At 44.2% G+C, this 13,607-nt stretch carries 17 protein-coding genes; 14 read left to right on the forward strand and 3 right to left on the reverse strand.

Annotated features, from left to right (window positions below; genetic code table 11):
- Positions 1–4: 4 nt before the first annotated feature.
- Genes BLW54_RS07630 through BLW54_RS07660 form a run of 7 tightly spaced genes read left to right on the forward strand, consistent with a single transcriptional unit; the run spans position 5 to position 7,709 of the window.
- Entirely contained in the window at positions 5–958 is a 954-nt protein-coding gene (locus BLW54_RS07630) for an ABC transporter permease (RefSeq protein WP_074734114.1), read from the forward strand.
- 6 nt (positions 959–964) lie between these two features.
- Entirely contained in the window at positions 965–1,963 is a 999-nt protein-coding gene (locus BLW54_RS07635; RefSeq protein WP_074733801.1) for an ABC transporter ATP-binding protein, read from the forward strand.
- A 23-nt stretch (positions 1,964–1,986) separates the two neighbouring features.
- A complete protein-coding gene (locus BLW54_RS07640) occupies positions 1,987–3,615 on the forward strand; it encodes a peptide ABC transporter substrate-binding protein (protein WP_074733803.1) in 1,629 nt (542 codons plus the stop codon).
- Between the two features lie 53 nt (positions 3,616–3,668).
- Positions 3,669–4,595: a S66 peptidase family protein gene (locus BLW54_RS07645; RefSeq protein WP_074733805.1), complete on the forward strand. Its 927-nt coding sequence runs from the start codon at positions 3,669–3,671 to the stop codon at positions 4,593–4,595.
- A 15-nt stretch (positions 4,596–4,610) separates the two neighbouring features.
- Positions 4,611–5,708, forward strand: coding sequence for a dipeptide epimerase (locus BLW54_RS07650; protein ID WP_035507530.1), 1,098 nt, complete (start codon positions 4,611–4,613; stop codon positions 5,706–5,708).
- Positions 5,709–5,739: 31 nt separating this feature from the next.
- Positions 5,740–6,687 carry a C40 family peptidase gene (locus BLW54_RS07655; protein WP_074733807.1) on the forward strand — a complete coding sequence of 316 codons (948 nt, stop codon included), beginning with the start codon at positions 5,740–5,742 and terminating at the stop codon, positions 6,685–6,687.
- Complete coding sequence (locus tag BLW54_RS07660) at positions 6,684–7,709, forward strand: ABC transporter ATP-binding protein (protein ID WP_035505720.1); 1,026 nt, start codon at positions 6,684–6,686, stop codon at positions 7,707–7,709. The genes BLW54_RS07655 and BLW54_RS07660 overlap by 4 nt, the downstream gene beginning before the upstream one ends.
- A gap of 154 nt (positions 7,710–7,863) precedes the next feature.
- On the opposite strand, the gene BLW54_RS20410 is transcribed toward BLW54_RS07660, so the two are convergent.
- Complete coding sequence (locus BLW54_RS20410) at positions 7,864–8,019, reverse strand: DUF4021 domain-containing protein (protein ID WP_139254143.1); 156 nt, start codon at positions 8,017–8,019, stop codon at positions 7,864–7,866.
- A gap of 588 nt (positions 8,020–8,607) precedes the next feature.
- Between BLW54_RS20410 and BLW54_RS07675 the strand changes: the two genes are divergently transcribed.
- The 3 genes from BLW54_RS07675 to BLW54_RS07685 all read left to right on the forward strand — a co-directional run bounded on the left by BLW54_RS07675 (position 8,608) and on the right by BLW54_RS07685 (position 9,275).
- Complete coding sequence (locus BLW54_RS07675; RefSeq protein WP_035505718.1) at positions 8,608–8,832, forward strand: DUF1659 domain-containing protein; 225 nt, start codon at positions 8,608–8,610, stop codon at positions 8,830–8,832.
- 16 nt (positions 8,833–8,848) lie between these two features.
- Positions 8,849–9,061, forward strand: a complete 213-nt coding sequence (locus tag BLW54_RS07680; protein WP_035505716.1) for a DUF2922 domain-containing protein — start codon at positions 8,849–8,851, stop codon at positions 9,059–9,061.
- A 70-nt stretch (positions 9,062–9,131) separates the two neighbouring features.
- Positions 9,132–9,275, forward strand: a complete 144-nt coding sequence (locus BLW54_RS07685) for a YvrJ family protein (protein WP_074734118.1) — start codon at positions 9,132–9,134, stop codon at positions 9,273–9,275.
- A 74-nt stretch (positions 9,276–9,349) separates the two neighbouring features.
- Here the strand turns inward: BLW54_RS07685 and lepB are convergent, their stop codons facing one another.
- Positions 9,350–9,871, reverse strand: a complete 522-nt coding sequence (lepB, locus tag BLW54_RS07690) for a signal peptidase I (RefSeq protein ID WP_035505715.1) — start codon at positions 9,869–9,871, stop codon at positions 9,350–9,352.
- A gap of 296 nt (positions 9,872–10,167) precedes the next feature.
- Between lepB and BLW54_RS07695 the strand changes: the two genes are divergently transcribed.
- A complete protein-coding gene (locus tag BLW54_RS07695; protein WP_139254145.1) occupies positions 10,168–10,335 on the forward strand; it encodes an aspartyl-phosphate phosphatase Spo0E family protein in 168 nt (55 codons plus the stop codon).
- Positions 10,336–10,472: 137 nt separating this feature from the next.
- On the opposite strand, the gene BLW54_RS07700 is transcribed toward BLW54_RS07695, so the two are convergent.
- Positions 10,473–11,636 carry an aminotransferase A gene (locus BLW54_RS07700; RefSeq protein ID WP_074733811.1) on the reverse strand — a complete coding sequence of 388 codons (1,164 nt, stop codon included), beginning with the start codon at positions 11,634–11,636 and terminating at the stop codon, positions 10,473–10,475.
- Positions 11,637–11,745: 109 nt separating this feature from the next.
- Here BLW54_RS07700 and BLW54_RS07705 point away from each other — a divergent pair, with 109 nt between their 5' ends.
- The 3 genes from BLW54_RS07705 to BLW54_RS07715 all read left to right on the forward strand — a co-directional run bounded on the left by BLW54_RS07705 (position 11,746) and on the right by BLW54_RS07715 (position 13,607).
- Positions 11,746–11,895, forward strand: a complete 150-nt coding sequence (locus BLW54_RS07705; RefSeq protein WP_074733813.1) for an FbpB family small basic protein — start codon at positions 11,746–11,748, stop codon at positions 11,893–11,895.
- Positions 11,896–12,006: 111 nt separating this feature from the next.
- Positions 12,007–12,906 (forward strand): patatin-like phospholipase family protein, encoded by a 900-nt coding sequence (locus BLW54_RS07710; protein WP_074733815.1) that lies wholly within the window; start codon positions 12,007–12,009, stop codon positions 12,904–12,906.
- Positions 12,903–13,607 carry a DNA alkylation repair protein gene (locus BLW54_RS07715; protein ID WP_074733817.1) on the forward strand — a complete coding sequence of 235 codons (705 nt, stop codon included), beginning with the start codon at positions 12,903–12,905 and terminating at the stop codon, positions 13,605–13,607. The genes BLW54_RS07710 and BLW54_RS07715 overlap by 4 nt, the downstream gene beginning before the upstream one ends.

A 13,607-nucleotide genomic window follows, 5' to 3' on the forward strand; every position in this document is an offset into this window, starting at 1 on the left:
GGTGATTCCAGAGCAAAAAGAAAAGGAACAACCCACTCATTCATCCATACCGGATGAATGGTTTCAACCGAAGAAGAAAAATACAGATGATGCGGAATCCGTTGTTCGACCTTCACTTTCCTACTGGCAGGATGCGTGGCGCAGGCTTCGGCAGAATAAATTGGCGATGAGTGGTTTATTGTTCCTCATCTTACTCGGAATTATGGCCGTAATCGGACCATGGGTTTCCCCGCATGACGTGGATACACAAAATTTACCGAATCAGAACCAGGCCCCCTCCATGACTCATTGGTTTGGGACAGATGAATTAGGTCGCGACGTGTTTACACGGACATGGTACGGGGCAAGAATTTCTTTATTTGTCGGTTTGATGGCTGCTCTGATCGACTTTTTTATCGGTGTGGCCTACGGGGGACTTTCCGGATATAAGGGGGGGCGTACCGACAATATAATGATGCGGATCATTGAGATCCTTTATGGCCTCCCATATCTTCTTGTCGTCATTTTACTGCTTGTCGTGATGGGGCCGAGTCTTTTGACAATCATTATCGCTCTTACCGTTACCGGGTGGGTAGGGATGGCCCGGATTGTCAGGGGACAAGTGCTTCAGTTGAAACACAACGAATTTGTTATGGCCTCTCAATCGTTCGGAGCGAAGACAAAAAGAATTATTCAGAAAAATTTACTGCCGAATACGATGGGGCCGATCATTGTCCAAATGACCCTGACGGTACCGACAGCCATATTCGCCGAAGCGTTTTTAAGCTTTTTAGGATTAGGGATCCAGTCCCCTTATGCAAGTTGGGGAATGATGGCCAATGATGCGCTTGGGGTCATTTTGTCCGGTGATTGGTGGCGGTTGTTCTTCCCGGCCTTCTTCATTTCAGCCACTATGTTTGCATTCAATGTGCTGGGAGATGGACTTCAGGATGCGCTTGACCCGAAACTCAGGAGGTAATCAGCTATGGAAAAATTATTGGATATCCGCGACCTTCACGTATCCTTTACCACCTTCGGGGGCGAGGTACAGGCGGTCCGTGGTGTGAATCTGGAGTTATATCGAGGGGAGACGCTGGCGATCGTCGGGGAGTCAGGTTGCGGAAAAAGCGTGACGGCTAACAGTATCATGCGTCTTATTCCTTCCCCGCCAGGAAAAATCAAAGAGGGAGCCATTTTATTCAAAGGGGTGGATATGACGCAGTTACCTGACAAAGAGGTGAGGAAAATCAGAGGGGTCGATATATCGATGATTTTCCAAGATCCGATGACCGCTTTAAACCCGACACTGACTATCGGCGATCAGCTGACTGAAGGGCTTCGTCAGCATCGTTCCATCTCGAAGAGAGAAGCCAATGATCAGGCGGTTGATATGCTGAACCTTGTGGGTATTCCCAATCCCGTGGAACGGTTGAAACAGTATCCCCACGAATTCAGTGGGGGGATGCGGCAGCGTATTGTCATTGCGATGGCGCTTATTTGTGAACCAGAGCTGTTGATTGCCGATGAACCGACAACGGCCCTTGATGTCACTATTCAAGCACAGATTTTGCAGTTATTCCAAAAAATTCAAAAGCAGACGCGGGTATCGATTATTTTGATCACCCATGATCTAGGAGTGGTGGCGAAAATCGCGGACCGTATTGCAGTGATGTATGCGGGGAAAGTGATTGAAACGGGGACGAGAAAAGAAATTTTTTACACCCCTCAGCATCCTTATACAAGGGGATTGCTCCAATCTGTGCCGCGCCTTGATCAAAAAGGAGAGAAGCTGATCCCGATTGACGGCACGCCTCCGGATTTGTTCTCCCCGCCAGCAGGGTGTCCGTTTACGGCCCGCTGTCCGATGGCGATGGAAGTTTGCAGTAAAATTTATCCGTTTCATTCGGAACTGAGCCAAACGCATGAGGTCAATTGCTGGCTACAGGATGAGAGAGCGAAGAAATTTATGGCTTCAACATTTTAAACATATAGAGAGGAGCACATGACATGAAAAGATGGTGGACAGTTTTAATGGGGGTTGTACTTGTCGCTGTATTAGCCGCGTGCACGGCATCAGAAAGTGCAGGAGAAAATGAAGAGGGCAGCTCAGAAGAAAGCAATGAATCAAGTACGAAAACTCTTTTGTTGAATAATGAGGAAGAACCGACTTCTTTCGATCCCTCCCAAGGGTTCGATGCTGTATCATGGAACGCCTTGAACAATTTGATGGAAGGATTGACACGATTAGGAGAAGATCATACACCACAGCCGGCCACAGCGGAGGATTGGGAAGTGTCAGAGGATGGCACAGAGTACACCTTTTTCATTCGTGAAGATGCTAAATGGTCAAACGGGGACGATGTAACCGCAGGGGATTATGAGTTTGCCTGGAAGCGTCTATTGGACCCTGAAACAGCTTCACCAGCCGCGTTTCTTGGTTACTTCATTGAAGGTGGAGAAGCATACAACAATGGAGAAGGATCTGCTGATGATGTGATGGTGGAAGCGGTGAGTGAAAAGGAATTGAAAGTGACCTTGAGCTCCCCGACCGGTTATTTTCTGAACATCATTTCCAACCCGGCTTTCTTCCCGATTAATGAATCCGTGGCGAAAGAAAACCCGGAATGGTATGCCGAAGCTGACAGTTTTGTCGGAAATGGACCGTTCGCTCTGGCTGAATGGAAACACGATAGTGAGATGTTGATGAAGAAGAATGAAGAATACTGGGACAAGGATACGGTCAAATTGGATGAAGTCCATTGGGCGATGGTTAATGACACCAATACGGAATATCAAATGTATGAAAGTGGAGAATTGGATACCTCTGAAATTCCTTCTGACATGTCTGAACAACTGCTGGATAGTGAACAAGTATCCATCCAGGATCAGGCGGGGACCGCATTTTATCGTTTCAATGTAACGGAAGAACCTTTCCAGAATAAGAAAATTAGAAAAGCATTGGCGCTTACAGTCAATCAACAGGAAATTGTAGATTACGTGACGAAGAACAAAGAAGAACCGGCTTTCGGATTTGTTTCATACGGTTTTGAAAGTCCATCTGGTGAAGATTTCCGTGAACACAACGGCAACTTGATCGAACCTAATGTAGAAAAAGCGAAACAGTTATTGGAAGAAGGGATGGAGGAAGAAGGATACGATGAGCTTCCTGCTATTACCCTTTCCTATAATACGAGTGAAGATAATAAGAAAATTGCAGAAACGATTCAACAAATGTTCAAAGAAAATCTAGGTATAGAAGTCACACTGGAGAATGCGGAATGGAATGTATTCCTTGAAGCGCAAAAAGGCTTGGAACACCAGCTTTCCCGTAGCTCCTTCCTAGCCGATTACGCTGATCCTATCAACTTTCTTGAGAGTTTCACAACGGATTCTTCCATGAACCGTACTGGCTGGTCCAATGAACAATATGATCAGTTGATCGCTGATGCGAAAAACGAAGCGGATGAGGAAAAACGTTGGGAATTAATGTATGAAGCTGAGAAAGTTCTTTTTGAGGAAATGCCAATCTTCCCGGTTCATTTCTATAATCAGGTGGTCCTTGAAAATGATCAGGTGTCAGGTATCGTTCGTCACCCTGTTGGTTACCTGGAGCTGAAATGGGCAGATAAACAATAACTTTCTTGAAAAGAGGCGAATCGTTCGCCTCTTTTCCTTCCAAAGGAGGGAAGATGATGATCCGGCCAAAACGATTGCAGAAAGGGGATACAGTTGGTGTCGTTGCACCGGCCAGCCCTCCAGATTTAAAACATTTACACCAGGCCATCCCATTCCTTAACCAACAATTAGGGTTGCAAGTGAAAATCGGCGCCCATGTATCTAGTAAATATGGGTATTTGGCAGGGAAAGAACAGGAGAGAATAGAAGATTTACACCATATGTTTTTAGATCCTGAGATTGATGGGATTATTTGCGCCGGAGGAGGCTATGGAACCGGTCGCCTTGTTACAGAGATCGATTATTCCATCATTAAAGAAAACCCGAAAGTTTTTTGGGGGTATAGTGATATTACTTTTTTACATACCGCTATCCGCCAGCAAACGGGCCTCGTGACGTTTCATGGACCGATGTTGAGCTCGGATGTGGGAATTGAGAACTTCGATGAAGTCTCTAAAAGCATGTTTCAGCAACTCTTCAAACCTACTGCCATCCATTATACAGAAGTAAAATCACCTTTACATATTCATGCAGAGGGAGAAGCCACAGGGGAAGTAGTAGGGGGAAATCTATCCCTGCTGGTCAACTCCATTGGTACTCCTTTTGAAATAGATACAAAAGGAAAACTGCTTTTAGTTGAGGACGTCGGAGAAGAACCCTATCGCATTGATTCTTTCTTCAACCAATTAAAGATGGCGGGAAAATTTAATGAAGCTATTGGCATCATCATTGGTGACTTCAGTCAAACAACACCTGTAAAAACCAAGGAAACCCTCTCGTTGTCTCAAGTCTTTGATCATTATTTTACTTCTATGAATAAACCTGTATTATCCGGCTTTAAAATTGGACATTGTCTGCCCCATTATGCGGTTCCATTAGGGACGATGGCCACTCTTTCAAGTACAAAGAAGTCACTGGTGGTCGATGCAGGAGTCAATTAAGAAAGGGTGGAAAATATGAACATTCAATCGATTGATACGTATCCCATTTCGGTGCCTTTGCATACCCCGTTCAAGACAGCATTGCGAACCGTCACTGTTGCGGAATCCATTTATGTGAAAGTGACATGTGAGGACGGGACTATCGGGTGGGGGGAAGCGCCTCCGACCGTTGTGATTACCGGGGAGAGTTTAAAGAGTATCGAACATACCATTAAGAAAATTATTGCTCCCCGAATCATCGGTAAGCCCATGAGTAAAAGGGAGCGTCTGTTCGAAGCGGTACAACAAAGTTGTGTCGGGAATACGAGTGCAAAAGCAGCCGTTGATATCGCTTTGTATGACTGTTTCGCAAAGCGATGTCAGCTACCGCTTTACCAGTTGCTTGGCGGATACCATGATCAGCTTGAGACGGATTATACGGTCAGCGTCAATGAACCTGGAGAAATGGCCAAAGATGCAGAAGATTATGTCGAGAAAGGCTTTCATATCCTTAAAGTGAAAGTCGGCAAAGATACAATCGAAAAAGACCTGGATCGAATCCAGGCAATCCATCGTCAGGTCGGGGACAGCATAACTATTCGTCTGGATGCTAATCAAGGATGGACCCCAAAGGAAGCCATTTATGCTATTCAGAAAATGGAAGCTAAGAATTTGCCGATCGAATTAGTGGAACAGCCTGTCAAGGCCCATGACATCGAAGGGTTAAAGCAGGTAACAGACCATACTTCCATTCCAATCATGGCTGATGAAAGTGTGTTCAGTTGTATAGATGCTAAACGAATCATCGAAACGAGAAGTGCGGACTTGATCAATATTAAGCTGATGAAGTCTGGGGGAATCCATGAAGCGTTAAAGATTAATCACCTGGCAGAAGCCTATGGGGTTGAATGTATGGTGGGGAGTATGATTGAGACCAAACTTGGAATTACAGCGGCTGCTCATTTAGCAGCAAGTCAAAAAAATATAACTCGGGTAGACTTTGATGCCCCACTTATGCTTACGGGAGATCCCGTTCATGGGGGTGTCGTATATAGTCAGGCATCCATCACTTTTTCTGAGGGATCTGGGCTGGGTGTTCATTATGTGGACTTAGAAGAAGCCGCTCTTTCTTAAACCACTTGGAAGGAACAAGGAGGACATCAACATGGCATATACCAAATCAACCAATACCATATGGGTAGTGCGCGTACCTGTAGCAACAGTCTGGACATCACCTGATTCCCCAAGGGAGATTGATGAAAAGGGCCTGTCAGCATCTGCTTCTATAAAAGACTGGTTGAAGGTGCTTAATATCGAGAACAAACGGGCGCTTTGCGACGATAATCTTGTTCAGTCACAGCTCCTTCTAGGAGAAGAAGTCCTCCTTGAAGAGAGGACCGACAGCTGGGCGAAGGTGATTGTACCTACCCAGCCTTCAAGTAAAGATGCGCGCGGGTATCCGGGATATGTACCGGCCAATCAGATTGTAGAAGTCACGTCGGAAGAGTGGACGGAAAAGAAAAAAGCAGTTGTCCAACGGAAACATACAGCGTTGTTGGATGAAGAAAAGAATCCAGTTATGGAGGTGAGTTATTTGACCGCTCTTCCCGTAGTAGAAAAACAAGGAGCCTTCGTTCGTGTTCTCTCACCAGATGGGGAAGGTTTTGTATCGTCCGCGGATGTGAGTATTCTATCTCCAAGTGATCAGAAAACCAAAGGCAATGGAGAAGACTTGATTCGTGCAGGTGAATCTTTCGTAGGGCTCCCTTATTTCTGGGGGGGAATGAGTGCTTACGGGTACGACTGTTCAGGTTTTGCTTACAACATGCATAAAGCGTTCCACTATCAAATCCCACGGGATGCTTCCGATCAAGCCCGTGGCGGAAAAGAAATCCCCTTAGACCAGGTCCAGCCAGGCGATCTTTTGTTTTTCGCTTATGAAGAAGGGAAAGGACGAATCCACCATGTTGGTTTCTATTATGGCAATGGAAAAATGCTTCATTCCCCGAATGTCGGGAAAAGCATTGAGATCATCGATTTAGCAGGAACCGTCTATGAAAAAGAACAATGTGCAGCAAGAAGGTATTGGCAGGAAGGGGAAAAGTCCTCATGAGTCCACATAAAACATTGGAAGTAAAGAATTTAAAAAAGCATTTTCAGATGGGGAAAGGTAAGTCGCTAAAAGCTGTCGACGGTGTTAGCTTCGATCTATATAAAGGAGAAACATTAGGACTTGTCGGAGAATCCGGATGTGGCAAGTCCACGACCGGACGGACCATTATGAACCTATATACACAAACGGATGGCGAAGTAATCTATGAGGGGCAGAATGTCCATGACCTTTCAGAAAAGGAACAATTTTTGTTAAAACGGCAGATGCAGATGATTTTCCAGGATCCCTACGCGTCCTTGAACCCAAGATCCACCGTTGCGGAAATCATTCTCGAACCAATGGAAATTCATCGCCTTTATGCTTCCAATAAGGAAAGAATGGCACGGGTGTATGAGCTGCTTGAAGAAGTAGGGTTGAACAGAGATCATGCCAACCGCTACCCTCATGAATTCAGCGGAGGCCAGCGTCAACGGATCGGGATTGCAAGGGCGCTCGCGCTTGACCCGGATATCATCATCGCTGATGAACCAATTTCGGCTCTTGATGTGTCGGTTCAGGCACAAGTGGTCAATTTACTGGAACGTCTACAAGAAGAAAAAGGGTTGACTTACTTGTTTATCGCCCATGACTTATCCATGGTTCAGCATATATCCGATAGAATCGGGGTTATGTATCTAGGGCACATGGTTGAATTGACGAGTAGTGACCGTTTGTATAGGCAGCCTTTGCATCCGTATACACAGGCTCTTTTATCAGCTATTCCGATTCCGGACCCTGATATAGAAGATCAACGAGAACAAGTAATCATAGAAGGGGAAATCCCGAGCCCGATCGACCCGCCAAGCGGATGTGTATTTCGGACCCGTTGTCCCTTTGCTATGGATGTATGTGCTGAAAAAGCACCTGTCTGGCAAGAAGTAGAGCATGGCCGCCAGGTAGCTTGTCATTTATATGATGACAAGGTCGTTGATCCATCAGAAAGGGAAAAGCATCAACAGAAGATGAAGGTCAATGTCCAGTAGAGGAAGAAGCAGAGATATAATAGGATGTGCAGTGACGTCCGAAATGCCGATAACTGCTCCGCCCGCTGATGTTTTTATTCGCCATTCATCGTTTAAAAATGGCTCGATTATAAAGAATAAAGAGGCAAGCATAGGAGTTCTATGCTTGCCTCTTTTATTCCTTGTCATGCAGGCGGTCTTCTTCTTCTGTTTCCAGCATGCCATACTCCCCGTTCATTGCTTGTTCATCCTGGTCTACTCCAAGGTCTTGCTGGATGGGAGCCGGTCGCCTTTCTTTTTTGCGTTCTTGGTTGCTATTTTTCTTTTCCATGTCCGATCACCTCCACCCTTATCATGGCTAAATAGGGAATGAGTATGCATGAGTGGTTACTCCATATGGATGAGTTTTCCAAGGATGGTGTTAGCGGCATTTTTTCCTTAATCCGGACCATGGGGGAGCCGCCAACCATAGAATATTTGAGAAACAGGCCTCCAATTGGAGCCAAAAGTAAGTACCACCACTAATTCTTTGAAGGTAAACTACTGGAACGTTGAGGCCATGAATAAAGGAGCCTCAAAAATCTGACAATATCCAAAGCAGAATGGTATTTTTTTTGCTATCATAGAACAGAGAAAGAGGGGTGGAACATAGATGGAAATCGTAATGTTTTTTATTAGTATCATTGTCCTGCTTGGTTTCATTGGGTTAACAATTTTTGATAATGGGTAATACTTAACACGCAGCTAAAAAAGTCCGGGGGAGAGCGTCATGCTTTCCCTTCGGACTTTTTTAGTTTTCGTCCTCCTTTCGATGTCTGTTGAACCCCTCACGCTTTTACCTTTTTTGAAAAAAGTAGAATCACCGACGACACTTTTTCTCTTTTCTCTTCGATTATAAAAGTGAGAGGGGGTGACACACATGGCTGTTCAAACACTGAAAGTAGACACTAGGTTACAGTTTGTTCTATCCACAGGGCAGGATGAAGAGGGAAACATGGTAACAAAACGCAAAACATTCAACAATATTAAAACAGATGCAACAAACGAGCAATTGCATGAAGTTGCTGTTGCATTATCACCGTTACAACAGCATATCCTTGTTGATATTGCCCGTGATGATCGTTCCATCTTGACTGAATCTTAATTAGGGAGGAAAACGAATGAAAAAGCTGGAATTGAAATTTTTAAATGAAGAAGGAAAGATTGTCACTATCAGCCTGGATGATCCTGTGGAACCTGCCGATCCTGCCGTAGTGACGGCGGCGATGGACACGATTATCGCGCAAGGATGTTTTTATTCTAGCGGTGGAGAGCTTGTAGAGAAGAAAGAGGCACGGATAGTTGAACGCAATATTATGGAAATTGAATTTTAAAAAGAAGTAGAGCCGCCCTTAAGGAGGCGGCTCCTTTTTTCTAATAGGAAGAGGAGGATGAGGTATGGCTATGGATGCATGGCTCTCCATATTAGCGGATGTCGGTTTCCCGATAGCGGTGACTTTTTACTTGCTGCACCGGGTGGAGGGAAAGCTGGACCAACTTATTGAGACCCTTCATCAACTTCCGGACAAAATCGTCTCATCTAAATAATACAAAGAACATAAAAAATGCCCGTTCCGGTTATAACTGAACGGGCATTTCTTATAAATGAGCGATTGGTGAACCTATTTTGTTAACCCCCACTCATCGAATGGGTAGATGATTAATTCTGTGCGTCCGATGATTTCTTCTTCCTCTACAAAACCAAGCCCATTACGGCTGTCTTTGGAGATTGACCGATTGTCACCCATCACGAAATATTTGCCTTTCGGGACTTCGACAGGCCCAAAATCCCGGGTCGCTGATGAAGCTTCCTCCGTCAAATATTCCTGCGTTTGCTGTTCCCCGTTCACATATAACTCATGGTCCCGGATTTCCACTGTATCGCCGGGCTGCCCGATCACACGTTTCACATAACTTTTGACGGGCCGTTCAATAATGACGATATCGCCGCGATTCGGTTCATCGATATAATATACAATTTTATTGAACATCACTCGTTCCCCATTCTTAAGAGTCGGGTCCATGCTGGCCCCTTCCACAATAGAAGTGGCGAAGAAAAATGTTCGAAGAATAAAAGCTAGCGTAATGGCAACAGCAATGGCCTTCAACCATTCCAACCATTCTTTTTTTGATTGTTCAGACAATCTCATCTTCCTTTCTTCATGAACATATAATACCTCGTACTTAATTTTACCACACAGGTCCAGAAAGAAAAGGAAACCCCTTATGTTTTTAACGAAGATTTAACATCAGCGTCTTATTATCATATATGCGCAAACGTTTGTCGAATATTCAGAACATTTATCGATAACCTTTACAAAGTAATAGAAAGTTGAGATAATTTTTTGCGTGCAAGAACGGAATGCGAACACACATTCTTTTCTTCTAGAAACGAAAAGTGTAAAATAATAAAGAGAACGAATAGGTCAGGAGGTAGTCGATGGTGCAAGTAGCCGACAAAGATCCTCGTATTCATGAACTGGAACTTTTGAGGAGAAAAATGACGAAAGTCGCTCTTGAAAAAGGGCTGTCGAGTGCTGAATCGGTGAAGATCAGCCAACAACTCGATGCACTATTGAATGAAGTACAAAAAGATAAACCAAACTGAACGAAAAGCACTCATGAATCTGATCATGAGTGCTTTTCGTTAAATAGATGGGTGTACATCCGTTTTCCATCAGTAGGTGGCCAACTGCCGCTTTAATGCGGATGGCTGCTGTATTAAATGAGAGAGAGGCCTTTTTATCAACGGCTTGAATCAAGGGCTATAAAACGTTCCAATCGATCAAGACCTTTTCTTAATGTGTCCATACTATACGCATAAGAAAGACGCATATATCCTTGGCCATATTCGGAAAAAGCGTCACCAGGGACGAGAGCGACTCCTGCTTCTTCCACGAGTTGGACAGCACGTTCAAACGTCGTTTTTCCGTTTAAGGGCATTTGTAAAAATACATAAAAAGCTCCATCAGGCTCGGCATAATCCAGCCCCATTTGGCTGAGCCTTTCCACAACGAACTTCCTTCGTTCCTTGTATGTCTCCCGCATGTCGATGGCGTCTTTTTTTCCATTAGTCAATGCTTCAAGAGCGGCGTGCTGACTGATCGAGGCCGCACAAGAGACGTTGTATTGGTGAACTTTAAGAATATGACGGCACAGCCAGGATGGGGCAAGCAGGTAGCCAATCCGCCACCCTGTCATGCTGTGAGACTTGGACACCCCATTAATGACAATCACCTGGTCACGTACGGAAGGGAAACTGGCAATCGAAGTATGTGGCTGATCATAGACAAGTTCACTGTAAATTTCATCGGCTAAAAGGAAGAGTTTATGTTTCTCCAATACATTGGTGATTTCACGAAGTTCCGTTTCAGACAAGGTCACTCCTGTTGGGTTGGAAGGGTAAGGTAGAATAACCGCTTTCGTCTTTGAAGTCAAGTTCTTCTCGATTAGATCTCCTGTCAATTTAAAGCCATTTTCACTCGTATCAATGAAGACGGGCTTACCTCCGGCTAAACGGATCAGTGGTTCATATCCTGGGTATACAGGTCCTGGAAGAAGCACTTCATCTCCTTGTCGGATAATGGTCCTTAAGGTGATATCAAGGGCCTGGGAGGCCCCGACTGTCACAATGATTTCCTCTTCTGCTTTGTAGGAAAGCTGATAAAAATGGTGCACATGCTGTTCGATTGCTTTCCTCAGTGACAGCATCCCAGCGTTGTGTGTGTAACTGGTCTGGTTATTCTCTATCGCTTGGATTCCAGCTTTTTTAATAGAAAGTGGTGTAGGAAAGTCAGGCTGACCAATCGTCATAGCTACAATGTCCTCATAGTGGGAGACCATATTGAAAAAACGTCGGATGCCTGATATTTCGATATCTTTTACTTTTGGATTAATCAAATGTTCCATGAGTATTCTCCTTCTTTATGTAAAGTTAACAAAATGTTCAAACAATTCATGTTTAGAACCGTTCGAATTTTGGTATCATGTAAACGAAGCCCCAGAAAGGAGTTACGTAATGAGAAATATTAAACGCATTTCCTTTGAAGACTTAGTGGATCGTAATAAACAACAATTATTAAACGATCAGGAAGCTATCGAAAAAATTGAACGTGAAATAGATGAAAAACACGCAAGAAAAAATGATTCCGATGCTTATGTAAACTGATGATATCACACCAAAAAGCAACCGCATAGAAGCGGTTGCTTTTTTACATTTCAAAAAGAAAGTGGCAAACTATAAATAGAGATGAATAAAGGAGAAGTGGAGGGGTTTTTTATGGAGGATATCGGATTAGTCCTTGAAGGCGGAGGAATGCGAGGCGCCTATACAGCTGGTGTTCTCGACTTTTTCCTTGATCAAGACATACATATCCCTTACGTGGTAGGGGCTTCAGCAGGCGCTTGCAACGGGAGCTCCTACGTCGCTAAACAAAGGGGCAGGAATTATAAGGTCATTGTTGAATATGGCAGCCACCCTGAATATATATCCTATAAACGGATGTTGACGAAACGTCAATTATTCGGGATGGACTTTATCTTTGATAAGCTGCCGAATCAGCTTGTTCCTTTTGATTATGAAACATTTCGAACTCAAGAAACCCGATTTGTGGTGAGCACTACAGACATGAAAACAGGAAAACCCTTATATTATGATCGCTTTCCGGACCGGGACAGTTTGCTTAAAATTATCCGGGCTTCCAGTTCTCTGCCAATGGTCGCCCCAAGTATTCATTATGATGGTCATGTATTGATGGATGGTGGAATAACGGATCCTATCCCTATAGGAATATCTAAAGAACATGGCAATAAAAAACAGGTCGTCGTTTTAACGAGGAATGATGGGTATATCAAAGGGCGGATGAAAGGCGGCTGGTATTTGAACCGTAAATACAAGCAGTTTCCGCTATTTGCTAAGGCATTGTTGGAAAGACATATCCGATATAACCAACAGCTTCAACAGGTGAAAAAAGCAGAGGAAGCAGGAGAAGCTTTCGTTATCCGACCCCTGCGACCTTTAAAGGTAAGCCGGATTGAGCGAAACCGCGATCGTTTGCATCATTTATATATCCAGGGATATGAAGAAGCAGCCGCTCATGCCGACCGGCTGGAACGGTTCCTTCAGGTAAATGAACAGGCTGTTCCATCTGCCCGCCATCAAGTGGGAGCGAAAATATGAAAAGTTCGACTGAGTTCTGTATGGCGGTGTCTTCCGCTTTAGCTGAACACAAAAATGAAGAAAATCGCATCCCGATGGAAAAATACATGAAAAATCAATTTCCTTTTTACGGAATCAAAGCACCGGAGCAGAAGAAAATTTTGGCCCCGATTTTGAAAGAATTTAAAGATATAACAGAAGAAGAACGCCTGAAGACTGCGGTTCAGCTTTTTCTCCAACCCATGAGGGAATGTCACTATGCAGCATTGGCACTTTTAGAAAAAGGGATCAAAAAAGCTCCGGAAGAAAGTATTGCTACGTATAAGAAGCTGCTTATGACTAAACCCTGGTGGGATACAGTTGATAGGATTGCTGCCCATTTGTGTGGAGGATACTTTCAGCGTTACCCTGAGAAGCTACGTTCGTATACCGAAGAATGGAGAGCATCTGACCATCTTTGGCTCCGCCGTTCGAGCCTTCTTCATCAATTGAAATATAAAGGCAACACTGATGTTGAACTTCTTTTTGAAACGATTGGAAAATTGAAACAGGAGCACGAATTCTTTATAGAAAAAGCGATCGGCTGGGCTCTTCGTGAATATAGCAAAACAGATGCTGAAGCGGTCATCCGTTTTCTAAATGAAATAGAAGTCCGCCCATTGAGTCGTCGGGAAGGGTTGAAGTGGGTGAGAAATAAGCATCCAGAACTTTTACCATCGTAA

The sequence above is a fragment of the Halobacillus karajensis genome (assembly GCF_900108515.1).
In the GTDB taxonomy this organism is placed as follows: Bacteria; Bacillota; Bacilli; order Bacillales; family Halobacillaceae; genus Halobacillus; species Halobacillus karajensis.